This is a genomic window from Colwellia sp. 6M3 (genome assembly GCF_014077595.1).
Taxonomy (GTDB): Bacteria; Pseudomonadota; Gammaproteobacteria; order Enterobacterales; family Alteromonadaceae; genus Cognaticolwellia.
This window is the reverse complement of sequence record NZ_JACGWF010000066.1, coordinates 1-23,402: the sequence shown is the minus strand read 5'-3', so window position 1 is coordinate 23,402 and position 23,402 is coordinate 1. Positions and strand designations below refer to the sequence as shown.

Here is a 23,402-nt window from a genome sequence, read left to right as displayed (position 1 = left end):
GTGTTTACTTAATCGTTATAACCTTTGGTAAGTAAGTTTTTGTAAATAAAGTCATATTAATACCTTATTGTATCTAGCGACTAATCTATGTTTTTTCTAATGTGTTTTAGTGATATTGCTGAAGTATGTAAATAAAACGTAACTGTTTGTGTTGACCCATTAACAAGATTAAGTTTAATATCTTAGCTGACAGATTTGGTTTTCAACCAATAAGTAATTCAACAACAAGACAACATAGTCTTGAAATTAAACACTAGTATCACGAAAGTGGTCCAGGGAGTATATCAATGTATCAAAGTAACAAGCTTACTAAAGCTGTTCGCTTAGCTCTTGTAGCTGGCGCAACAACAACTATTCTAGCTGCACCAAGTGCTATGGCATTTGCTGAAGAAGCAGCTGCAGAAGAGAAAGGTGTTGAACGTATCCAGGTAACTGGTTCACGTATTCGTCGTTCTGAATTAACTGCTGTAACACCTATTATCGAAATTAGCGCTCAAGAATTCGCTATTTCAGGTAACCTTAACATCGAGCAAAAACTTGCTGAGTTACCTTCTACTTTACCTTCGTTTGGTCCTAGCTCAAACAACCCTGGTGACGGTACAGCAACAGTAGATTTACGTGGCTTAGGTACTTCTCGTACTTTAGTTATGGTTAACGGTCGTCGTTGGGTTCCTGCTAACCAATCAGGCGTTGTTGATTTAAACACGATTCCAGCTTCTCTAATTGAAAACGTTGAAATCATCACTGGTGGTGCTTCTGCTGTATACGGTTCAGATGCAATCGGTGGTGTTGTTAACTTTAAAATGAAAGATGATTTTGAAGGTGTTGAAATTTCAACGTTATATGATGTAACGACTGAAGGCGATGCTGAAAAATTCAACTTAGATTTAACCATGGGTGGCAACTTTGCTGATGACCGTGGTAACGCAGTACTTTACGTTGGTTACTCAAAGCGTGAACCTTTATTCCAAGGCGACCGTGACTTTGCAAGTGTTGCTTTAACTGAAGGCGATGGCGAATTAATTGCTGGTGGTTCTTCTGGTATTCCAGGTACTCGTGTATTTGGTGGTCCAACGCTTAACACTGGTGCAAATGCTGGTTCAAGCTTAGGTCGTTTCCTTCCAGATGGTACTGGTGCTGCATTTACAGGCGCTGATCGTTTTAACTATGCACCTGATAACTTTTTACAGTTACCTCAAGAACGTCTAACAATGAACGCATTCTCTCATTTTTACATTAATGACGAGACTCGTATCTACAGTGAACTTTCTTTTATTCGTAACGAAGTTCCACAAGAATTAGCACCAACTCCAGCGTTTACAACAATTACAGTAAACCCTAACAGTGCATTTTTTGGTGCTGATGTTCAAAATGCAATCTTAACTGCACAAGTAACAAATAATAATGGAACTCCTGATGATGAGTCAGATGATTTTCTTGAATCAGCATTAAATGCTGATGGCACTTATGATATGTTTGTTGGTCGTCGTATGGTAGAAAACGGTTCACGCCAATCTATCGATACACGTGATGCAATGCGTATTTTAGTTGGTATCGACGGTTACATTAATGACGATTGGTCATACGATGTTTATTACAGTCGTTCACAATTAGACCACACAACACTGTTAAATAACGATGTTGCAGCTTCACGCTTTAAACAAGCTATTTTAGTTAATGACGATGCTACAGCGTGTCAAGATACATCAGGCGGTTGTGTTCCACTTAATATTTTCGGTGAAGGCAACATTTCTGATGAAGCTGTAGACTTTGTTAATATTGGTGCAACTAACGCGACTACACTTAAACAAGAAGTGTTCATGGCAACGGTATCTGGTGCATTACCATTTACTTTCCCAGGCGCTGAAGAATCAGTTGGTGTTGTTTTTGGTTATGAAAAACGTCAAGACGAATCAACTTACCGTCCAGATGAATTCTTAGCTGCAGGTGATGTACTAGGCTTTAATGCTGGTGAAGCAACTGTTGGTTCATATAGCTCTGATGAAATCTTTACAGAATTCTCTATTCCACTTATGAGCGGTAAAGAATTTGCTGAAGACTTAAGCCTTTGGGGTGCAGCACGTTTTGCTGATTACTCTAACATTGGTCGTGTTTCATCATTCGCTACAGCGATAAACTGGGCACCAACTGACTGGATCAGCACTCGTGTTGGCTTCCAATCATCAGTACGTGCTCCAAATGTATCTGAGTTATTCTTAGGTGCGTCTGCAGGCTTCCCAGGTGCGGTTGATCCATGTGCTGTAGATGGTTACAAAGCTGGTATTACAAGTGACGCACTTTGTCTTGCTGACGGTGTATCAGCTGCCCAAATCGGTGTTTTCGAACAAGCTAACGGTCAAATCGAAGGTTCATTCGGTGGTAACTCAGATCTTCAAGAAGAAACTTCTGATACGCTTACTGTTGGTATTGTTGTTCAACCATTTGAAGGTTTAGATTTCACAATTGATTACTTCAAAATTGAAATCGAAGATGCTATTTCTGTATACGGTGTAAATAACACGCTTGACGTTTGTTACAACGTTGTTAAAGATGCATCGCATGAAACATGTCAAAACATTAGTCGTCGTGCAGACGGTAATGTTGACGTTGTTAAATCATTGAATGCAAACATTGCATCAATTGAAACAAGCGGTGTTGATTTTAACGTAACTTACAATACTGAACTTGATTTTGGTTTGTTTGATAGTGGTTCTGACTTGAACATTCAATTCCGTTCTACATTCCTTGATACGTCTGACGTAGTTCCAGTTGTTGGTTTAGATACAATCAACGAATGTGCTGGTTCATACGGTAACACTTGTGGTAACCCACAACCTGAGTTCCAAGCTAACACTCGTGTTAACTGGACAAATGGCGATTTAACATTATCTGCTTTAGTACGTTACATCGGTTCAACTGATGATGACCAACTAATTGGTGATGACCCAATTACACGTAGTGACTTAGTTGTTTCTGAAATTGATGCAGCTATCTATGTTGATTTAAGTGCAAGCTACTTAGTTAACGAAAACTTAAATGTTAACTTTGGTGTTAAAAACGTATTTGATGAAGAACCTACTGCTTTAGGTGAGTCACAATCACAAGCTAACACTTTCCCAGAAACGTATGACGTAATTGGTCCTCGCGTATTCTTGAGTGCTTCTTACACGTTTAATTAATCACTAATTAAAACTTACTTTAGTTTTAATTAAGTATTAAGAAATAAAAAAGTGACCAACGTTTGTTGGTCACTTTTTTTTTAATCTAACGTAAGATGGTGTATGGTAATAAAACTAAATATGACGCTGCTAAATTACATTTATAAAAATAGATACTATAAAATATGCAAAATGTTAGCTCCTCAAATATAACCATTAAACTTCAACAACTATTTTCTTTATTTCAAAAAGGCCAAGTCAAACTTGTGCTGAAAGAACTTAAGCCATTATTAATCTCAGCGAGTGATCATGGGGATGTAATGCATTTGGCTGCGATGGCTTATAAAGCTGATGGCGATATTGATAAGGCGATTAGTTATTTCAATAGCGCTTTAAAGATTAACGATAATCAGTCACAAGTTCATAATAATATTGCGAATACTTATAAACAAATATCAAATAGTAAGTTAGCAGAATTTCATTACAATAAAGCCATTAAATTACACCCTCAATATGTCGATGCGATCAAAAACCTTGGTTTATTATATTTACAGGATAAGAAATTAACGCAAGCAAAAGATAGTTTTTTACGAGTGCTAAACTTGTCTAAAAATAATACTTCAGCCTTAACATCGCTCGGGAATATATACAAAGCTGAACACGATTTCGTTGCTGCTATAGCTTATTATATGCAAGCACTGAGTGTAAATCCTCGTTATGTAAATGCTTTACATAACCTAGGCATAGCCTACCGCATGACGGGTGATTTTTCTGCTGCGATTAAGTGTTTCAACGAAGCGAAACTTATTGCCCCAAACATCTCTGACATTGACTTTAATGAAGCAAATACTCAATTTGATATGGGTAATTATCCTGCAGCAGAACAGGCATACTGGAATGCACTAAGAAAAGCACCAGATAATTGTGAAGTGCATGAAACACTGAATGAATTCTATTGGCAAACAGGTAAGAAAAGTGAGTTTGGTAAAAGCTTTAAACTTGCAATTGAACATTTACCGAATAATTCCCGATTACGGCATACTTATGCTGAGAGTTTGTTTTCCTCTGGGGCTAAAGCACAAGCATCGGTGGTAGTTGAAGAGGCATTAAAGCTTGGTAAAACGCCTGAGCTTTTGCATTTAAAAGGTAAGTTTTTAGCTTCAGAGGGCGAAATTAAACTGGCAATCTCACTGATAGAGCCAGCACTGCTCAATGAATATAAACTTTCAAATGCTTTAGATTTAATCGAATTATTAATCATAGATTTTGATTATGATAAAGCGCTGCATCAAATAGCTTACGCTGAGAAAATAGCGCCTCATAATCAACTACTCATCGCTTATAAGAGTATCTGCTGGAGACTGACTAATGACCCACGATATGAATGGCTAGTAGATTATCAGAAACATATACAGACCTATGATATTCCAGTACCCAATGGATATAGTTCAAGGGCTATGTTTTTAGATGAATTAGAGGCTGCTTTATTGACAATGCATCAGACACAGCATGAACCTTTGAAACAAACATTAAAGTTTGGCACGCAGACACCCGGTAGACTTTTTTATCAACCGATAAAGCCAATTATTGATCTCAAAAAATCGTTTAAAGAGGTCACTCTAGATTATATATCGTCACTGCCTGATGATAGCTTACACCCGCTATTGTCGAGAAAAACTAATCACGTAAACTTTTCTGGTTCATGGTCAGTAAAGCTTAAACCCAATGGTTTCCATGTTAATCATGTTCATCCTGAAGGTTGGTTGAGTTCATCATTTTATGTGAAAGTACCTGATTTCTCTCAATACGATCAATCTTCAGAGCATGCAGGTGCAATAAAATTCGGAGAAAGCTCGATGAATCTAAAAGAGCGAGAAAAAGTATCGAAAATTGTCACACCTAATGCTGGGTTAGTTGTTTTATTTCCCTCATATGTTTGGCATGGAACAATACCTTTTAACGGACCTGCTGATATTTTCCGGTTAACCGCACCGTGTGATATAACGCCAAGAGAGGATTAGTATGGAAAAGACTGAAGCTTGGTCATTATACTGGCAAAATAACCATCAAGAGAGCTGTATTACAAAGAGTAATACAGAAGACCATGTCATACTTTCAGATATTTGGCGGTGTTTTTCATTACAGTTAAGGCATTGTTCAACTGTGCTAGATTTAGCAACGGGTAATGGCAGTGTTGCAAGGCGTTTATTACAATTTAATAAAAGCCTAAAAGTTACCGCAGTTGATCGCGCCTCTATAGACCCCAAAAAATACACTGATGCAAGTGTGCTGCTAAGTACCGTTCATTTTATTCCTGATATAAATATTCAAAAACTCCCATTTGACGATTGTGTGTTTGACGCTGTGACAAGTCAATTTGGCTTAGAGTATTCAAAACTCAATTTATCTATCCCTGAACTAGTGAGAGTTTTAAAGCATAAAGGACAATTTTTGTTTGTTATCCACCACGAAGATAGTGAAGTAGTCATTCCTGCAAAGGATAAAATAAAGGAGTTTAATTTACTGCTTGCAAGTGGCTTATTGGATAATTTTGAGTTGTTCTTAGCTGGATCTTTGACTTTGCAACAATTGAATGAAGAGGGTGAAAAAATTCTTAACAATGCTACTTGGAGCAAAAGTGATGCCATTACAGGTCAGGTTTTTCTGGCAATTGATAAACTTATTCAACTTAAAAATCAAAATCAAAACCTTGTCGTTATATTGAAAGCATTTAAAGATATGAAAACAAGAATTGATGCAGAAAACTCTAGATTAAATCAATTGATTTTAGCGTCTTTATCAAAAGATAAAGTGCAGAAGCTCTGTACTTCACTTGAAAAGTTGGGCACTAAAGTATCTTTTAAATTGATACAGTTGAATGACAATGCAGGTGTTATGGGCTGGAAAATCAGGGGATATAAGCTATGAGCAATAAAAGCTTATTAGAACAAATAGATCAGGCATTTAATAGCCAGAATAACCAACAGGGTTTGGAATTATTAAGAGAATACATCGCTACAAATGATAAAGACTTAGAGCAACTTTATCGACTAGCTATCATTGAAGAGCAAATTGGCGAGACAAAAAATGCTGGAAATGCGTATTTAGCTTGCATAAAACATGACAAGCGGCTTTTGAAAGCCTACCTTTATGGTGGTTACTTTTTCCAACAAATCGGCGAGCTAGAAAAGGCTTTAGCTTTATACTCATTAGGTAATGATATTGATGCTAGGTTGACTTTAATGCATCAAAACGAAAAGCTATCTTATGAAACCCGGGTAAGATCTCATCACGCAAATAATACACTACGTTCTCACTTCACTAAACTACACTCACAAAGTGTTGAATCTACAAAGGGCAGTGCAAGAATAGCAAACGCTATATGGCCACAAACTCATAATGAGCAGGTAAATTACCTAACAGATGGTCAAAAACCACATTTATTCTACATTCCTGAACTTGACGCTAAACCTATCCATGAGAGTAATAAATTTGATTGGTGCCAATTACTTGAAGAAAGCTTTGATGACTTAACAGATGAATTTGGTAAGCTCCTGAGTTTAATTGAGCAAAAAGGCGTGCCATATTTAGATAGTGGTTATAAAGTAAAAGGTTTTGAATCATTAGTAGGTTCAAAAAATTGGACGGCACTTAATATATACAAAGATGGCGTAGCTAATAATAGTTTATTGTCATTAATGCCTAAAACAGCAAAAATATTGGCAGGCATCCCTTTATATAAGGTCGATGAAAAACCATTTGAAGTGTTTTTTTCGTTGTTAAAAGCAGGACAGCATATCCAGCCGCACTTTGGACAATCTAATCATAGTTTGACGGTACATTTACCGATTATTGTACCAAAAGGCGGTTATTTAACCGTAGCAGATGAAATTAGGTCGTGGCAAAAAGGTAAGGTCATTATTTTTGATGACTCTTTTATACATGAAGCTATTAATCCTTCAGAAGAAGATCGCGTGGTGATGATATTCTCTATCTGGCACCCTGATTTATCTAAAGAAGAACAAAAATCTATTTTAGCGAGCTTCAAAGCTCGCAGCCAATGGTTAGAGGCTAGGAGTCAGCATTTACCTTGGGTTAATTGATTATAAAACTGTCTAAATGTTGATAACTCTTCTTCATAATGTCGAGCAAAGTTTTGTTTGCTGGTATTAATTGGCTGCCTTACTTGCAGCTCACTAAAGGTAAAACTATTAACATGCTTTTTGTGAAAGTTTAGATAGTCATCATTCCAATCTAGATTACAAAACTTAAAGATCAACCTTGCTTCGTCTTTAGGTAAAGTCGTTAGCTGATTATAACTTACATCAATGACTTGTTCCGGAAAGCTATCTCGCCAAAAGTCCATTAACTTATTTGCTTGAAATATTGCATGGGCAATATTTTTTAAATTAGCTGCATAGTTATGATGTGGAGCAAAGGGTTGAGAGAAAATTGATAATGCCAAATCTTCAGGCGTTCTTCTCATTTGAATGACTTTAACTTGTTCAAAAATAGATAATATAGCACCCACATAACGAAAGTTATGAGGCATTTTATCTACTATAATGTCTGCGTTTAGTGCCGTTTTACTGTTATATGAACGCTGTATTTCAATTCTATTTTGACTAAAAAAGTCATCCCAATTGGTTTCAATGTTTTCTTTTTGCGCATTAACTTTGTTTTCAATAAATAATGCTAGTGCTTCATTTTCGCCACTACTTTCTATATTCGGGTGCTGAGATAACATTCGATCCATTAACGTTGTGCCAGATCTGGGCATACCGACAATAAAAATATGGCTAGGGGTTAACTGTTTTATTTTATTTGAAGAGGTAACTTGCTGGAGAAATTGATTATGCTCTTCAGCACTAGGAAGGTCATAGGCTAAATTAAGACGGTGAATAATATCTTCTTGCAAATTATTGGCTTTACTAAAACAGCGAAAAGCCAGTTGGTATTGTGCTAATTTTTCATAGGCTTTTGCTAAAATAAATAAATTTTGTTGGTTCTGGTAATTATTATCTATCGAGTCATCCAAAAGATGCGATAAACAACTAATTACTTGCTTATATTGAGCTCCAATTTCTTGTTTAGCGCCCCATGCAATATAGTTACTTGGATCTATTTTTAAGGCGTTGTCAGCGGCAATTAATGCTGACGCTTGAGCATTTTCAAAACGACAAACGCGTATTTCAATTTCATATTTAGTCAAGCTAGTATCGTTCAGGGCTATGGCTTTGTCTAATTGAACTCTCGCTAGCTTTACATCTCGAGCAAGAATATATAAATCAGCAAATTTTAAGAAGTTAATACTATTGACTGGAGTGTGTTTAAGAAAAAGGTCAAAAGCGCTAATGGCATTTCTATACTGCCTCAACTTTGCGTAGCAAATGGATAGGTTTTTTTGTATAACAGCCTGTTGTGACGGTAACATGCCTACCTTTTGCCATAGAGCTACTGCTTTATTCCAATGTTCAGATTGCATATATGCTTGAGCACAAATTATTTTTGTTTGGGGATTATTGTTTTCATATTTTGTCGCTATTTCAAGTGATAATTCTGGTTGCTTGATTGACAGAGATAAATGAGAAAATGAATTTATAATGTGTGTATCGTTCGGTAATCGATCTTTAATACCTTCGATTAACGCTAAAACTAAATCAGATTTATTTAGAGCACTTAAACACATAGCATAATTAAGCGTAATATCTAGTGCGAAAGGCTCTTTAGCTAGCGCATCCTTAAATAATGGTATGGCTCGTTCAAATTGTTTAGTCTGAGCATATAAAGTTGCTAAGCCATAAGTTGCGTCATTATTACTGTATTCATTAATAATTTTCAAATATGCTTTTTCAGCCACTTCAAATTGTTTTTGTTGATGGGCAGATTCTGCTATTTTTAACGATTCACTTAAAGTCATAGGGCAATGTTTTATTGGTGTATGCGACAAGAGTAACAAACACATAGTGGTTATTTAATATATGCATGTGATAATACAGTAAAATTATGCGCTAATAAAAGTGTTTCACAGGAAAACCTTGAGGTAAAAGATGAAATTATCTTTGAATAAAACTAAAGATATAGCAAAACTCAAGCAGAGCTATTTAAATGATGGTTATGTAAAGTTAGAGACAGCCTTAACAAATAAAACTGCGAACTTTATCCATGATAAAATATCAGTTCAAGAGCAATGGAACTTGGTATTTAAAAACAATGGCATTCATCAAGACTCAAATAGTTTAGATGTAGAAAGTTGGGATGATAGCCATAAAAATAATCTGATAAAGTTAGTGCATAAACAAGCGGAAAATGATTTTCAGTACTTTTATGAAACCATTCCAATTTACGATATTTACTATGATAACTTAATGCCGCAACATTTTTTCAACGACATTGTTAAATTTTTAAACAGTGAGTTGGTATTAAATTACTTTAGAGAGGTATTAGATGCACCTGAAATCACTTTTTTAGATGCGCAAATCACTCGATTTAAGGCCGGTCACTTTCTTAGTTGCCATAATGACGATGTTAAGGGCAAAAACAGAATAGCGGCATTTGTCATTAATTTAACAAAAGACTGGTGTGTTGATTGGGGTGGGGCGCTTCATATACTTAATAGTAATTTAGAAATTGAAAAAAGTTTTTCTCCATCGTTTAATGAAATAAACGTTTTTAAAGTACCAGTTAATCATCTCGTTGGTTATGTCTCACCTTTTGCAACAGGTCATAGACTATCCATAACAGGGTGGCTTAGAAGTGGCGAAAACCCAAAAGAATTATAGGTATTAAATGACTATTCAAATAAAAAACATTACAAACATATCAACATTAAAAGATGAATTTTCTAAAAATGGTATTGTCAGAGTGTTTGATTTTTTAGCACAACCTGGCCTAGATAAATTAAAAATATCATTGGAAACTAAAGTAGACTTTGCTAATGCTTTTCACTTAAATGGACAAAATAGGCAAGCTACTGATGCTGAAATCAAAGCATTACCAGTGACAACACAAAATCAATTGTATAAAGACATCCATAAGCTGGCAGCTAACGGGGGTGGTTTTTTATACGGGCGACATAAAATAGAACAAAACTCATTAATAGAGTTGCGTAACTTTTTAGGACTATTGAATTCAGAAAATACGCTGGAGGTTATTAAAGAAATTACCAGTAACTCTGAATTAAATTTTGCAGATGGCCAGGCAACTCGATATCGCAGAGGTGACTTTTTAACACGTCATATCGATAATATTCCCGGAGAAACAAGACGTATTGCCTACGTGCTAGGTTTTACTGAAGGTTGGCACCCTGATTGTGGTGGGTTGTTACAGTTTTATGAAAAAGATGGAACCCCAATGAGATCTTGGTCTCCTGCATTTAATTCATTAACATTATTTAATGTTGATAAAGTACATTCTGTGACCTCTATTGCCCCATTTGCACCCAAAAATCGATATTCAATTACCGGCTGGTTTCGAGCTTGATATTGATTTTAAAATACGCAAATTAAAGGGTGAAATTCACTTTAGATTAGCTTGTTATTCTAGCATTCACCCAATTTTAACGAAGTTAATTACTACTCCCCTGATATTAGTGAAGTTTAATTATTGTTCAATTAAGAAGCAAAAGAGAGGAATTAAGCGCCAATTCACTAATATCGTTTGACTTACTACGAAAGAGTTAGTAAAACATAGGGAGCACATATTTTTACAATTAAGAGGACTTCTGTAACATCGATTAAATCAATCTTGTTCTTTATTAAATGAATATATTGTTCTATTCTCGTTACGAAAGGTTTACTTTACTTGTTAAAAGTAAAATAAGCAGACTTTTAAATGTACTTAGTTGACAGTTAGGCTGTCCTCTGGGAATATTGCATGGTTTTATTCTAAACAAATTAAAACTTAAAATGGCAGATTATTAAATTTGCGTTAACAATAAAGTTTGTTATCAAAATTCAATAGCAATTGGTTGGGAACTATGTCCAAATTAAGCAAGAAAAGCCTTATCGCATCGACGATAATCGGCGCACTAGCATTTTCAGCAAGCAACTTCGCTGCTGCAGACGCATTAACAGATCTACAAAAAGCCGAAGCTCAAATTTTTAAAGCTTCAAGCAAATCACAAAGCAAAATCGACAATATCTATGGTCAAACTCAAGAGCTACTAGCTGAGTACCGTAATACAGTTGACGAAGCTGATGTGTTAAAAGGTTATAACGATCACGTTCAGCTTATGGTTGACGATCAAAAAGCCAACATTCAATCTTTACAAAATCAAATTGCTGGTATAGATAAAACCAAGCAAGGCGTAGTGCCATTGATGTATAAAATGATTGACACATTAGACAAGTTTGTTGACCTTGATGTTCCTATGAACATTGATGCACGTAAAGAGCGTATTGCTGGTTTACGTGATGTAATGGGTGACTCAGACGTTTCAGTATCTGAACAGTTTCGTTTAGTACTTGAAGCTTATGAAATTGAAGCCAGTTACGGCACTATATTCGGTGTGTATCAAGGTGAGCTTGACTTAGGTGATCGTATGATTACTGCAGACTTTGTCCACATGGGACGTATTTCATTTGTTGCTCAATCTCTTGACATGAAAAACTCTTGGGTTTGGAACAATGATAAACGCGCATGGGAAGCTTTAGGTGACGAATACTTGAAACCTGTAACTGATGCCGTTCGTATGGCTCGTAAGCAATTACCACTTGATTTAGCTAAACTACCAGTATTTGCAGCAGGAGAAAAATAATGAAAAAAGTTATTAATTTAGTATTATTTGCTGCTTCAATGACAGTAGCAGCTTCAGCTTCAGCATCAGCTAATCAGTTAGATGACTTGTTAAAACAAGTTAAAAATGACCGTATTTCTGAAGCTAAAATTGATAAAAAACGTGAAGCGGAATTTACTTCTGCACGTGCTGACAAACAAGCTTTATTGAATAAAGCTAAAAAAGATTTAGCAGACCAACAAGCTCGTAATAAGCGTTTAACTAAAGAATATGCTGATAACGAAATTACCTTAGCGCAGAAAGCTGTAGAGCTAGACAACGCTCAAGGTACATTAGGTGAAATGTTCGGTGTAAGTCGTGCAGCTGCAGCTAATGCTTACGGTTCAATCGTAACGTCACTTGTTTCAGCTGAATACCCAGGTCGTGGTGCAGCTTTAGACAAAATCGCTAACTCTAAAGCGATTCCTGAACTTGAGCAACTTGAAGAACTTTGGTTTGCACTTCAAACTGAAATGACTCAATCAGGTGAAATTTCTAAGTTTACTACTGAAGTAACTAACTTAGATGGTTCAAAGTCTACTGAATCTGTTACACGTATCGGTACTTTCAACTTAGTATCTGAAAATGGCTACTTAAACTACAACGATGAAGTGGGTCAAGTACAACCACTAGCTAAACAACCTGCAGGTTACATTGCTGGTGCAGCTTCATCATTCTTCGGTGTAACTTCAGGTTACGCTCCTTTATATGTGGATCCATCTCGTGGTGCTATCTTAACGCTTGAAACGCGTAAGAAAACATTAATGGAATTCTACCATGAAGGTAAAGAAGTTGGTTATGCCATTACTGTATTGTTATTTTTTGGTCTACTTATTGCTCTAGAGCGTATGATAGTTCTTGGTGCTATGAGTTCTAAAATTAAAGCTCAAGAGAAGAACCTTGACCAACCTAATGACAACAACCCACTTGGTCGCTTATTAAAAGTGTACTTTGAAAACAAGTCGGTTGATGCAGAAACACTTGAACTTAAACTTGATGAAGCTATTTTACGCGAAACACCAAAAGTTGACCGCGGTATTAACTTAATCAAAATGTTCGCTGCAATTGCACCACTAATGGGTCTATTAGGTACAGTAATCGGTATGATTATGACCTTCCAAACGATTACATTATTTGGTACAGGTGACCCGAAAATTATGGCGGGTAACATCTCTCTTGCACTTGTAACAACTGCCCTAGGTTTGATTTGTGCATTGCCACTTATCTTAATCCACAGCATTGTTGCTGGTAGAAGTAAGTCTGTATTACAAAAATTAGACGAGCAAAGCGCTGGCTTAATCGCAGCGATTGCCGAGAAGGAGTCTAAATAATGTTATTCCTGATAGAGCTTTGGGAATCTGTCAGGAGTTTTATTGCGACTGGCGGTAACGTGCTTTACGTTGTTGCCTTCGCTCTCTTATTGATGTGGATAATGATGATAGAGCGTTATTGGTTCTTATCAAAAGTTTATCCAAAAATGAAAGACGATATCGTCGGACGTTGGGATGCGAGAGAAGATACTACTTCTTGGTATGCACATCGAATTAGAGATACTTGGATCTCCGAAGCGACAGAACTACTAGAGCAACGTATGCTCACAATTAGAACCTTGGTGGCAATGTGTCCACTCATTGGTTTACTTGGTACCGTAACCGGCATGATCGGTGTGTTTGAAGTAATGGCACAACAAGGTACTGGTAATCCGCGTCTGATGGCGTCTGGTATATCAATGGCAACAATCCCGACAATGGCGGGTATGGTTGCAGCTTTATCAGGTGTGTTTTTCAGTTCAAGGTTAGACGCTAAAGTTAAACTAGCAAAGGCTAAACTGGTTGACAGTTTACCTCATCACTAGAGAGATATTCGAATGGCACGTAAACGTATTCGTGAAGACGAAGAAGCAGTAATAGATATGACACCGATGCTTGACATCGTATTCATCATGCTGATTTTCTTTATCGTAACTACTTCTTTTGTAAAAGAAGCTGGTATTGAAGTTAATAAACCTAAAGCGGCTAATCAGTCTAAACAAAAGTCAGCTAATATCTTTGTTGCAATAAAAGATAATGGCGAGATCTGGTTAGACAAGCGTCGTGTAGATGTTGAGCGCGTAGCGGCCAATATTGAAAAATTATTGGCTGAGCAACCAACTGATGTTGTAATCATTCAAGCTGACAAAGACGCGAAACATGGTGTTGTTGTTAAAGTAATGGATGCAATTAAAGAAGCGGGCATAGACAGAATTTCTATCGCTGCAGCTAAGGGGTAGTCTATGGTTCGCTTTTTAGTATCTATACTACTAGGCGCGGCAGTAACATTTGCTTTGTTTGCTTTTATGGCGTTTCTTGTTTCTAGCGGTGATAGAACCAAAGAAGAAGCTTTAGAAAATATCATTGTAGAAGTTAATACGACGCCACCTAAGTCAGCAGCAGAACGCCGTCAACGTGTTCCGCCGCCGCCGCCGCCGCCGCCTAAAACGCCGCCTAAGCCTCAAGCTCCTGAGCCTGAGACTAATAACGACACAGGTGGACTAACGTTCAATATGCCTGGTGTTCAGTTAGCTGGAGCTAACGCAGGTATTTCTGCACCTGGCGCTGGTTTTGGTCGAGACGGAGATGCAACACCGATAGTTCGTATTGAACCAAAATATCCAATACAAGCTGCTCGTGATGGTAAAGAAGGTTGGGTAACGCTTTCATTTACTATCAATGAAATTGGTGGTGTTGAAGACGTTGATGTTATTGAAGCTGAGCCAAAACGAATTTTCGACAAAGAAGCTAAACGTGCTTTGCGAAAATGGAAGTACAAACCAAAAGTTGTTGATGGTAAACCTATGAGACAACCTGGTTTGACTGTACGTCTTGACTTTAAAATGGACGGAGGAAATTAATAATGAATAAGATTTTTTCATCTTTACTGTTAATTATTTCAGTTGTTCTAATTCAATTGCCTATAACTGTATCAGCAGCAGGTGCTGATGCGGAAAAGCCACAACGTAAAACACAATTAGTTGGCCCTAGTGTCGGCAAAAAAGTGGCTAAAGCGTTTGAAGCTTATTCTGCAGATGATATTCCAGGTGCTTTAGTTATTCTATTAGATATTGATGCTAGTAAAGAGTTTGATAAAGCTTATGTTTCTCGTTTTATTGCTGTTATGTATGCAAGTATTGGTAACGAAGAAGATAATGCTATTAAATATCTTAAGCTAGCTGTTGAACCTGATATTCTTAACGAAGTAGAGCATGGCGACGCTATTAAGTTGTTAGCTGATTTACAGATGCAAACCAAAGCTTATGAAGAGGCATTAGTCAATTATAAAGCTTGGATGGATTTTACAGGTAAATCAGATGGCGATACTTGGACTAAAATAGCGAATGCACATTATGCGTTGAAGCAATTAGATAAAATGATTGTGCCAGCAGATAATGCCATTGCAGCTTATGGCGACAAGCAAAACAAAAACCCTTACATTTTGAAAGTTACATCTTATTATGAAACTAAGAAATTTAAGGAAGCTGTTAAAACGCTTGAAACTGTAGTTCAAATATTTCCAGAAGATAAAACTTGGTGGACTCAACTTGGCATGTTTTATTTGCTAATTGAGGATTATCAGAAGGGTCTAGAAACACTTGACCTAGCTTATAAACAAGGTTTCCTTGTTAAAGAATCTGAAATTAAAACACTGGCAAGTTTATATTCGCAAAATGCAGTGCCATATAAAGCCGCTTTACTTTTAGAGAAGCATATAGATTCAGGACTAGTAACTCGTGATGATAAAAACTTATCTTCATTAGCTAATGCCTGGCATGCAGCTCAACATATTGATAAAGCAGCGAGCTATTACGGTGAACTAGCTAAAATGACTAACCTTGCTAAGCATTACAGCAAACAAGGTATGTTATTGAAGCAAGATGAGCAATTTAAGGGCGCTATTGTCGCGTTAAACAAAGCTTTAGAGCTTGGTGTTACAAATGAGGGTAGACTGCATATGAGTATTGCAGAATCTCACTTTTATTTAGAACAGTATAAACAAGCTTATAAAGCTATTAATTTAGCCATGAAAGATCCTAAGACTCGTAAGTCTGCTAAGGGTTGGGTTGGCTTTATTAAAGATACAGCGCAACGTAAAAATGTAGCCATCTAAGTTTATTATTTAGCTTCAATAAAAAACCAGCCAGATAGGCTGGTTTTTTTATATTTAAAATATGGTTTTCTCATGTCGAACAATCAAGAAACGTTTATACTATATTTACTTGGCACATTGATTTCATGTTTGAATCGATATTAATATGGATGGCTATTGTGGTCATTCCGTACTAAAGATAAAGTTAAAAAGTATTAAAAATTTGTACTCCAAACCTCTCCAATACTACTTAAGTTCTATACGCTCAATTAAAAAAAACTACCTTTTGTAAAAGCTTTGGTCTACAATGCGCGCCGATTAATCAACCTACTGGGTACCTTTTATGTCAGAAGATAACTTTACAGATAGCACCTCAATTCTCCACATATTAACCGCTGTTTTGGTCATGTTCGCCGCACCATTGTTACCAATGTTAGCTGGTTGGTTTACGTTATTATCAAATTAGTCAAAGGTACTTTTATTTAGGATGAATATACTCGTTGTAGACGATAATCCGATCATAATAGAGAACCTTACGGCTTTGTTATCCGCCCAAGGATACTTTGTGACCTCGGCATGTCATGGTTTAGATGCATCAGAAGCATTATTAAATAATAGTTTTGATTTAGTTGTAGTCGACCATTTAATGCCAATTATGAATGGGATTCAATTAACTAAACACATTAGACAGCATGAATTATTTGCAGACATTCCAGTGATATTTATGACTACACAAGGCATAAAGTCGGTTCAATACCTCTGTGATACACTGATGTTTAGTGCGATTATCGACAAACCTATAGATCAACTTAATTTTATTAACTTAGTAAATGATCTACTATTGCCAAATACTCGTCGTCAGTCACTATAATTTTTCACAGAATTGCTTTATTCTGTAACTAAAATATATTTTGACTTATAGAACATGACTGAATCACAAATCAATATACTAAAATCTGCAATTCATACCATTCCCGACTATCCTAAGCCTGGTATTTTATTTAGAGACGTAACCGGCATTCTTGATGATGCTGAAGCGCTTAAACTCACCATCAATATTTTAGCTGATAAATTTAAAAATGGCGGATTTACTAAAATTGTAGGGACTGAAGCTCGTGGTTTTTTATTTGGAGCTCCATTAGCGGTAGCGATGGGAGTCGGTTTTGTACCTGTGCGTAAGCCAGGTAAACTTCCAAGAGCAACTTTTAAGCAAGACTATGAACTGGAATACGGTCAAGACACTTTAGAAATTCATCAAGATGCGTTAAATGAAAACGATAATGTATTAATCATAGATGATCTACTTGCCACTGGTGGCACAATTGAAGCAACGACTCTGTTAATTAGGCGTTTAGGCGCTAAAGTTACTGATGCTGCATTTGTTATATCGCTACCAGATTTAGGCGGAGAAGAAAAACTCAAAGGCATGGATTTATCTGTGTTCTCTTTATTGCAATATGCTGGTGATTAAGGCCAAAATATGAGCTATCAGGTTCTAGCAAGAAAATGGCGTCCAAAATCCTTTAGCGAGCTAATGGGACAAGAACATATTGTCACTGTTCTCGTTAATGCACTTTCCCAAAACAGATTACACCATGCGTATTTATTTACTGGTACTCGAGGTGTCGGTAAGACGACTATTGCCAGAATTTTTGCTAAAAGCCTAAATTGCGATACAGGTATTACCGCAACACCATGTGGTGTTTGTGATGCTTGTGTTGATATTGACCAAGGTAGATTTGTTGATCTACTTGAAATTGATGCTGCTTCTCGTACAAAAGTCGATGATACGCGTGAAATTTTAGATAATGTTCAATACGCGCCAACTAGAGGCAGATATAAAGTCTATTTAATAGATGAAGTACACATGCTTTCCAAAAGTAGTTTTAATGCTTTGTTGAAGACACTAGAAGAGCCTCCCGAACATGCTAAGTTCATTCTTGCTACTACTGACCCACAAAAGCTACCTGTTACTGTTCTTTCGCGTTGTTTACAGTTTCATTTAAAAGCACTCACAATTAAACAAATTAGCGATAAAACAACGGAAATACTTACCAAAGAAAGTGTAACCTTCGATCTTGAGGCTATTGCACTTCTTGCGAAAGCTGCCCGTGGTAGTATGCGCGATTGTTTGAGCTTAACAGATCAATGTATTGCTAAGGGTAACGGCAACATTTCCAGACATGATGTTCAACAAATGCTTGGTGGCGTCGATCGTGATTGGGTATTTAAAATCCTTATCGCGTTGCTGAAACAAGATGCTTCAGCTTTGATGCAACTCTCTCTTTCTATTGCTTCGTACGCGCCAAGTTACAGTCGTTTATCTGCTGAATTAATACAATTATTACATCAAATTGCGATGACACAGGTGGTAAAGTCTAATTTTAGCTTACCGGCTGAGCATCAACAGATGTTAATGCGTTTTTGCCAATTGATGTCTCCTGAAGACGTACAGCTTTATTATCAAATAGTACTAACAGCTAGAAAAGACTTACCTTATGCCGATGACGAACAAGCGGCATTTGATATGATGTTATTACGCTTGCTTGCATTTAAACCTGTTGCCAATAGCCAAGAGCTTCCTGATGTGACAAAAGGTATGACTGCTGACTCATCGAGTATCAATTTAGATGAATTGGCACTCGCCGATGTTATGCCTTTAGCCAACGAGGATAACTTAGCGGCAGACAATGTAGGTGAAGAAAAATCTACAGTACATGAACACTCTGGACTTACATTAACGGAAGAAACACATACTGTTGATTCATCAATGATCAATGCAGAGTCTGTTGAATCTATAGCAAGTAATGTTGATGAAGGTGAATATCAAGAAAACTATGCTAACGAGGAGCAGACTTTATCGACAAATTCAGATGAAGATATCGATAGTTTTGCTAATGAGAACGAAGCGTTAAGCCAAGAAATGTTAGCAATTGAACAGGAAGCTAATGCATTTGTTCAAACAAAACCTGAAGTAGATTTTTTAACGCAACCTTCAACTTCTTTAGAAAAAGTAGCTGACACATCAGTCGATTCATCTTTAATTCACAGTAATGAAATACCAGAAAAAGTTGATGAAAAAAAGCCATATGCATCGAATGTTACTGCTGCTATTGAAACACGAAATATGCTCAGAAGTCGTAAAAAGTCGATGGAGGAGGGCGTAAAAAAGTCTAATGGCGCTGACATGCGTCTGCCATTAGATAAAGCAGGTCAATCAAATGTAGATGCTGTTGAAAATATAACATTAGATAAACCCAATGTACCTGATTTAGCGACACTGCCTGAACAGCCTTATACTGAAGATGTGATTAACCCAGCCACGATTAAATTGGCAAATCAGGTTGATAAATGGGCGCATATGATTGACAGTATGTCATTAATTGCTCGTTTAAGGCAGCTAGCAATTCATGCGACAATTGATGAAAAATCTACTGAAGATTTGTTGATTTTGCAATTAGATAAATCTATAAGACATTTAAATAGTGATGCGGCTCATAAACAACTAGAAGTACACATATCTGAATACTTGCAACGCAAAGTCACTGTTGAATTAAATATTGTTGAAAAAACAGTAGCAGATCCATATCAAATTCAATCAGATATCAATGCCAAACGCTATGAATATGCAAAACAAGTATTAGCAGAAGATGAAATTGTTATTGCCTTGCAGCAGCAATTTCAAGCTGAACTTGATCAAGAAACTGTTGTAGCACGATAATCGCTACTTGAAATTTTAGCCGTTAACCACTATCTTTGGCGGCATATTACTTTTGGAGTTAAAATTATGATGAAAGGTGGCATGGGCAACTTAATGAAACAAGCCCAACAAATGCAAGCTAAAATGGCAAAAGCTCAAGAAGAGTTAGCCAACATGGAAGTCACAGGCGAATCTGGTGCTGGCATGGTTAAAGTAACAATGACAGGTAACCACAATGTTCGTCGTGTCTCTATTGACGATAGTTTAATGGAAGACGACAAGGATATGCTTGAAGACTTAGTTGCAGCTGCAATGAATGATGCTGTACGTCGTGTAGAAGAGCAAAACAAAGACAAAATGGGCGCACTAACTGGCGGCATGCAAATGCCTCCAGGGATGAAAATGCCGTTTTAGCTGTTAAGTATATGAAAAAGCCGACTTTTATGTCGGCTTTTTAGTAGGTGGAATACAGAGGGAATAAAATTTATTCATACTCTTGACCCAAATTTTTTGCTAACCCTTGAATATAGTCAGGGTTTTCTTCCTCAATCCATCTTGCATAGGTGGATTGTACATACCCCCAATTCGCGTGACCTAATTGTTTAGCCAGCCACATAGTATCTGCTCTTGCCATTAGCATCTGACTAGCGAATGTGTGCCTTAATTGATAGGCTGATCTGTAAGTAAGTCCTGCCTCCATCAACCATGTAGCCCAATGATTTCGATTTGTGGTTAATTCAGGTCGTTTATACGGCTTATTGCCTCTACTTAAAAAAACTCGTCTTCTTTTTATAGTAGTGCTTCTGTTATTTAAAAAGTAGATCGTTTCAGATTTTGCGGGAACTTTAAATGTTTTTTCCTTCTGTATTTTTAGAAGTTTTACAATAGCTGGCAACATCTCTACTTTTCTGACTCCTGATTCCGTTTTAGGTGGCTTAAGCTTGCCTTCACGATCAAGGTTATAATTTACGTAGAGGCAATTGTTATGGAACTCTATATCTTCCCAAGCTAAAGCTTTCATCTCTCCATGCCTTAAACCAGTCCAAGCCAGAAATTCAACTAATAATTTAGTTTGAGGGATATGCACAGCATCAATTAGTGCGGTCAGCTCATTTTTTGAAAATGGCTTAATGAGATAATTTTTTTTGTTATGATTGTCTTTAACAAAAGCTCTCACACCATTAAATGGATCATTTTCAATAATAGGATCATCACCTAAAGTCGCTAACCTTAATACTTGGTGTAAAATATGGCTATACTCTCTGACTGTTACCACCATACGAGTTTTTAACGATTTTTGTCTCAAATTATCAAGGTCTTTACAGGTGATACTTGTAACAGGTTTATTTAGTAACTTAAAACTATCAACCCAATTTTTGCATGTTTTAAGTTTGTTCTTCATTGAGTAGCTTAGTTCATGCTCTCTTTCTTTAGCATATTGCTCAAAAAGATCCTTAAGCCGTATTACCTTTTTTCTATATTTTGCCTCGGTTGATAACGGGAAGTGATCAATCCAGAATTTAGTAGGGTTCTTTTCATAACAACCTGACTTAATATCTGTCTTTATCTCAACTAAGGTTGCAATTGCAATGTCGATATTATGTTCAGTAGCTTTTATTCCAATAGATCGCCAGATATATTTATCTCTATCTGGTAATTTAAATTGAATACGAATTTTTCCATTTCTTTCTTCCACATTTTTAGCTGTTTTGAGTTTATTTTGTAGTTTTTTTTCTTTAATCTCAGCTTTAGTTGGAACTTTATTATTCGCCATTATAGGTACTCCTCTAACTCTACTAAATTAATAAAAATGGTACTTTTACGACTTCTTTGTTTCCATACAATACCTTCTGGATATTGATCTCTTTTAATTCTGTGGCGTAAAGCAGGTGTAGTCATGCCAATCTGTTCTGCTGCTTTATTTAATACAACCCATTTACAGAGACTAGTTTGACTATTTAGAGAAGATTGAATTGTTTCAATCTTAGATTCTAGGTCACTTATTACACCTTCTAATATTGCTGCTTTATCTTTATCCATAATAGAAAATAATGTATTTAGATTTGTTCGCATAAAATAACCTCCCAAAAAATAAATAGATTCACATTATCTATTGGCTTAATTACATTAAGTATACATGGCTTTTTTGTAAGTAACTGATTTTGTCCAGGTTTATGTTTTTTTATACACGTAGGGGGAGCTATTAAATAGCTAGGTAGTGGGGTTTTCAGTTTAAAATTTTTCATTTTTTAGACCTCTAGTATTGAAAATTTGTAAAATTTAGATAAAGGAGGGCTTAGAACAAAATATTAGTTTTTTGCCCTCCGATATACTGCTTGATTTTGTTTAAAAGCTTGCACTTGCAAACTCCTGTTTTATTGAAAAATGTTTTGTTTGTTTATTTTATAATTTAACTACATTTTTAATCCTCCTGTATTTTTTATAATTGTTTTATTTATGACTTTTTGTACTTCGTAGCACATTCTAGAAATCCTTCTTTTTCAAGCCATACCAACATTTCATACTGTGCTTTATTACTAAAATCAGGTTGTAGAGTGATATTCATTAACTCCCATAGTAGCCTTTTGTTATCTCTATCCAGCTTATAAGATGCTTGACAAAGGTTGACACCATAATCTTCACTACAAGCCGAAGCCGCAGCTTGGATTAATACCTTAGAAGAAGAAGTGTAGGGATGCTCAATCACCTTAGATTTAATTGATTCGAGTGAATTCATAATTTTAAGATCCTTTATTAATTGTTTATGCTGCTTTACTTACGGTGATGTACTCAAATGTTATGAGCAGATAGATTGATAGCAACTCTGCAACATCACCATTTTCGGTACTGACGGACATTTTCAACTCATCACATATCTGAATGTAATTTCTAACTAAGTAAGAAAAACAGGAAACATCCTCCTCTTCAATTTTCCCTAAATTAATTTCATCACATAAAGCATCACTCATGGTTATCATGTGATTTATTGTTATATTATTTTCCATGAGTTGAGGTGGCATATTTTCAAAAGTTTCGAAAATTAACACGCAGCCCTGAAAAATAAAAAGAGCAACTTGATCATGTGTGAGCATCTTGGTAGCAAGGTATTTACGGTGCTTAGCACTAACTTTTACCATTTCACTTTCTGAGGAAGCTTTATTAACTTGCTTCACCATTCTGTCGATATTGATAAACGTACTTGATTCAGGCGAGATAACTGAAACTTTACTAGTATTGTGTCTGTAATCTTTTTTACTTGTTTTCATTTTTAAGTTTCCTATATATAAAATTGATTTATGTTGAGGAAACCGAAAATTCTGATTTCCTCAGTTTTTAAGTTGATAGAACATCGTCATGCCCATATCTTCGAAATTGATTTATAAACGTATATAAAAAGGCTTTATTGAATTTTTATATTCCGCCTCGTTGATTTCGTGAAACAGTATTACATAGTCATAAGTCATTGTAACCTTTACAAAAAATGGTTTTTGTGGTATTGTTTCTGTGTGGCTAAAAGGTTGTGATGCGGTCAGATTGACGTATTTTTTTTACTGTGGTATTTTTTCATTGTCTATTTTTATTATTAACAATGACTTACTTTTTAAACTAAACTAAATGGCATTTAAAAAACCATATTCTATTAAGT

Annotated in this window: 22 protein-coding genes; 17 read left to right on the top strand and 5 right to left on the bottom strand. The window is 36.1% G+C overall.

Annotation, left to right across the window (positions count from 1 at the left end; translation table 11 throughout):
- The first annotated feature begins 287 nt into the window (after nt 1-287).
- The 4 genes from H4J50_RS13675 to H4J50_RS13660 all read left to right on the top strand — a co-directional run bounded on the left by H4J50_RS13675 (nt 288) and on the right by H4J50_RS13660 (nt 7,261).
- Entirely contained in the window at nt 288-3,179 is a 2,892-nt protein-coding gene (locus tag H4J50_RS13675) for a TonB-dependent receptor domain-containing protein (RefSeq protein ID WP_182257037.1), read from the top strand.
- A 164-nt stretch (nt 3,180-3,343) separates the two neighbouring features.
- Complete coding sequence (locus H4J50_RS13670) at nt 3,344-5,179, top strand: tetratricopeptide repeat protein (RefSeq protein WP_182257036.1); 1,836 nt, start codon at nt 3,344-3,346, stop codon at nt 5,177-5,179.
- A 1-nt stretch (nt 5,180) separates the two neighbouring features.
- Nucleotides 5,181-6,086: a class I SAM-dependent methyltransferase gene (locus tag H4J50_RS13665; protein ID WP_182257035.1), complete on the top strand. Its 906-nt coding sequence runs from the start codon at nt 5,181-5,183 to the stop codon at nt 6,084-6,086.
- Nucleotides 6,083-7,261: an aspartyl/asparaginyl beta-hydroxylase domain-containing protein gene (locus tag H4J50_RS13660; RefSeq protein WP_182257034.1), complete on the top strand. Its 1,179-nt coding sequence runs from the start codon at nt 6,083-6,085 to the stop codon at nt 7,259-7,261. Before H4J50_RS13665 ends, H4J50_RS13660 begins: the two co-directional genes overlap by 4 nt.
- Here the strand turns inward: H4J50_RS13660 and H4J50_RS13655 are convergent.
- Nucleotides 7,237-9,078, bottom strand: a complete 1,842-nt coding sequence (locus H4J50_RS13655) for a tetratricopeptide repeat-containing sulfotransferase family protein (protein ID WP_182257033.1) — start codon at nt 9,076-9,078, stop codon at nt 7,237-7,239. The two genes, H4J50_RS13660 and H4J50_RS13655, sit on opposite strands and share 25 nt — an antisense overlap.
- A gap of 130 nt (nt 9,079-9,208) precedes the next feature.
- Here H4J50_RS13655 and H4J50_RS13650 point away from each other — a divergent pair, with 130 nt between their 5' ends.
- The 13 genes from H4J50_RS13650 (at nt 9,209) to H4J50_RS13595 (ending at nt 20,170) form a co-directional block, all read left to right on the top strand.
- The gene (locus H4J50_RS13650; protein ID WP_108455309.1) at nt 9,209-9,940 is read left to right on the top strand and encodes a 2OG-Fe(II) oxygenase family protein; all 732 of its coding nucleotides are present in this window, start codon (nt 9,209-9,211) and stop codon (nt 9,938-9,940) included.
- A 7-nt stretch (nt 9,941-9,947) separates the two neighbouring features.
- Complete coding sequence (locus H4J50_RS13645) at nt 9,948-10,640, top strand: 2OG-Fe(II) oxygenase family protein (protein WP_182257032.1); 693 nt, start codon at nt 9,948-9,950, stop codon at nt 10,638-10,640.
- Nucleotides 10,641-11,136: 496 nt separating this feature from the next.
- On the top strand, nt 11,137-11,916 hold the full coding sequence (locus H4J50_RS13640; protein ID WP_108455311.1) for a DUF3450 domain-containing protein: 780 nt from the start codon (nt 11,137-11,139) through the stop codon (nt 11,914-11,916).
- Nucleotides 11,916-13,265: a MotA/TolQ/ExbB proton channel family protein gene (locus tag H4J50_RS13635; RefSeq protein WP_182257031.1), complete on the top strand. Its 1,350-nt coding sequence runs from the start codon at nt 11,916-11,918 to the stop codon at nt 13,263-13,265. The genes H4J50_RS13640 and H4J50_RS13635 overlap by 1 nt, the downstream gene beginning before the upstream one ends.
- Nucleotides 13,265-13,789, top strand: a complete 525-nt coding sequence (locus H4J50_RS13630; protein ID WP_077285344.1) for a MotA/TolQ/ExbB proton channel family protein — start codon at nt 13,265-13,267, stop codon at nt 13,787-13,789. Before H4J50_RS13635 ends, H4J50_RS13630 begins: the two co-directional genes overlap by 1 nt.
- Before the next feature lie 12 nt (nt 13,790-13,801).
- Nucleotides 13,802-14,203, top strand: a complete 402-nt coding sequence (locus H4J50_RS13625; RefSeq protein ID WP_081149207.1) for a biopolymer transporter ExbD — start codon at nt 13,802-13,804, stop codon at nt 14,201-14,203.
- Between the two features lie 3 nt (nt 14,204-14,206).
- Nucleotides 14,207-14,824: an energy transducer TonB gene (locus H4J50_RS13620; RefSeq protein ID WP_108455313.1), complete on the top strand. Its 618-nt coding sequence runs from the start codon at nt 14,207-14,209 to the stop codon at nt 14,822-14,824.
- 2 nt (nt 14,825-14,826) lie between these two features.
- A complete protein-coding gene (locus H4J50_RS13615; RefSeq protein ID WP_108455314.1) occupies nt 14,827-16,077 on the top strand; it encodes a hypothetical protein in 1,251 nt (416 codons plus the stop codon).
- Between the two features lie 322 nt (nt 16,078-16,399).
- A complete protein-coding gene (locus tag H4J50_RS19690) occupies nt 16,400-16,522 on the top strand; it encodes a hypothetical protein (protein WP_259366249.1) in 123 nt (40 codons plus the stop codon).
- Between the two features lie 21 nt (nt 16,523-16,543).
- The gene (locus H4J50_RS13610; protein WP_108455315.1) at nt 16,544-16,927 is read left to right on the top strand and encodes a response regulator; all 384 of its coding nucleotides are present in this window, start codon (nt 16,544-16,546) and stop codon (nt 16,925-16,927) included.
- Between the two features lie 54 nt (nt 16,928-16,981).
- The gene (gene apt, locus H4J50_RS13605; protein WP_108455316.1) at nt 16,982-17,527 is read left to right on the top strand and encodes an adenine phosphoribosyltransferase; all 546 of its coding nucleotides are present in this window, start codon (nt 16,982-16,984) and stop codon (nt 17,525-17,527) included.
- Between the two features lie 9 nt (nt 17,528-17,536).
- Entirely contained in the window at nt 17,537-19,777 is a 2,241-nt protein-coding gene (dnaX, locus tag H4J50_RS13600; protein WP_182257030.1) for a DNA polymerase III subunit gamma/tau, read from the top strand.
- Between the two features lie 63 nt (nt 19,778-19,840).
- Nucleotides 19,841-20,170, top strand: a complete 330-nt coding sequence (locus H4J50_RS13595) for a YbaB/EbfC family nucleoid-associated protein (RefSeq protein ID WP_108455318.1) — start codon at nt 19,841-19,843, stop codon at nt 20,168-20,170.
- 70 nt (nt 20,171-20,240) lie between these two features.
- Here the strand turns inward: H4J50_RS13595 and H4J50_RS13590 are convergent, their stop codons facing one another.
- The 4 genes from H4J50_RS13590 to H4J50_RS13575 form a co-directional block, all read right to left on the bottom strand.
- On the bottom strand, nt 20,241-21,530 hold the full coding sequence (locus H4J50_RS13590) for a site-specific integrase (protein ID WP_182257029.1): 1,290 nt from the start codon (nt 21,528-21,530) through the stop codon (nt 20,241-20,243).
- Nucleotides 21,530-21,829: a hypothetical protein gene (locus H4J50_RS13585; RefSeq protein WP_182257028.1), complete on the bottom strand. Its 300-nt coding sequence runs from the start codon at nt 21,827-21,829 to the stop codon at nt 21,530-21,532. The genes H4J50_RS13590 and H4J50_RS13585 overlap by 1 nt, the downstream gene beginning before the upstream one ends.
- Nucleotides 21,830-22,211: 382 nt before the next feature.
- Nucleotides 22,212-22,493, bottom strand: coding sequence for a hypothetical protein (locus H4J50_RS13580; protein ID WP_182257027.1), 282 nt, complete (start codon nt 22,491-22,493; stop codon nt 22,212-22,214).
- Nucleotides 22,494-22,518: 25 nt separating this feature from the next.
- A complete protein-coding gene (locus H4J50_RS13575) occupies nt 22,519-23,022 on the bottom strand; it encodes a hypothetical protein (RefSeq protein ID WP_182257026.1) in 504 nt (167 codons plus the stop codon).
- Nucleotides 23,023-23,402 lie beyond the last annotated feature (380 nt).